Origin of the sequence: Rothia sp. HMSC058E10 (assembly GCF_001809415.1) — a bacterium.
Lineage (GTDB): Bacteria > Actinomycetota > Actinomycetes > Actinomycetales > Micrococcaceae > Rothia > Rothia dentocariosa.
On the sequence record NZ_KV797613.1, the window covers coordinates 1 to 789 of the forward strand.

At 45.4% G+C, this 789-nt stretch carries 1 protein-coding gene; it reads left to right on the forward strand.

All coding sequences use genetic code 11. The features are described from left to right. Positions 1–594: hypothetical protein (locus HMPREF2609_RS02200; RefSeq protein ID WP_070534820.1), on the forward strand; the 594-nt coding region annotated here is incomplete at its 5' end. Between the last annotated feature and the right edge of the window lie 195 nt (positions 595–789).

The window sequence follows — 789 nt, forward strand, 5'->3', positions numbered from 1 at the left end:
AGGCTTTTACGAGCGCTTGGGTTTAACATTGCTCCAGATCAGTGGGTGAACGGTTTCTGGGTTATGAATGCTGTTACAGAAGCTGACTGGAATGATATGCGTCAGGGTCTTTTTGTATTCTATGAGAACTTTGAAGATCTCTTTAGCGTACGGGAAGAGTGTTCGCCTTTTTATGCCCCGGAGTATGCGCTTCAATTAGCTGAACGTATGAGCTACTACTATTCTGATCTTCGTGGGTATATTTACGAGCAGTATCCTGTGGTGGTGGGGTACGGCGTTGGTCTTCCATCGTCGTATCTCCCACAGTTTGAGGAACTGATGGGTGCTGAGAGTGTGATGATTGCTGGTGAGGGCGTGCGGTATCCGTGGTCTGATTTTGAGGAAGAGCGGCGGAGGAATTTCCCGAACGGAGCCCCGGACCCTCTCTACGATAAGACAGGTCAGCTCTTTGGTGGGGTTATAAACCATGATCCGCAGGCTACGGGTATCTATGTTGCTGATCCTCGGTATTATCCTGAATCACCATTTTATGACCCTGCTCTTGCCTCAAAGGTACACCTAGTGCATAGTGAAGATGTTGATGATACAGAATAGTATATAAGCACGTTTGTATATATTGAGGGTTATTTATGATTGGGGTACTGCCACTTCATGGGTGACCCTTAAATTTTTTTATTTCCGCATCATGATGAGCGTTTATTTTGATTAAGGAGTAGAAATATTATGGGTTTCTATACTGATGAGTGGGATGACGTCTTTTTCCCGGTTGTTTATGTGCGGGAGGATGGT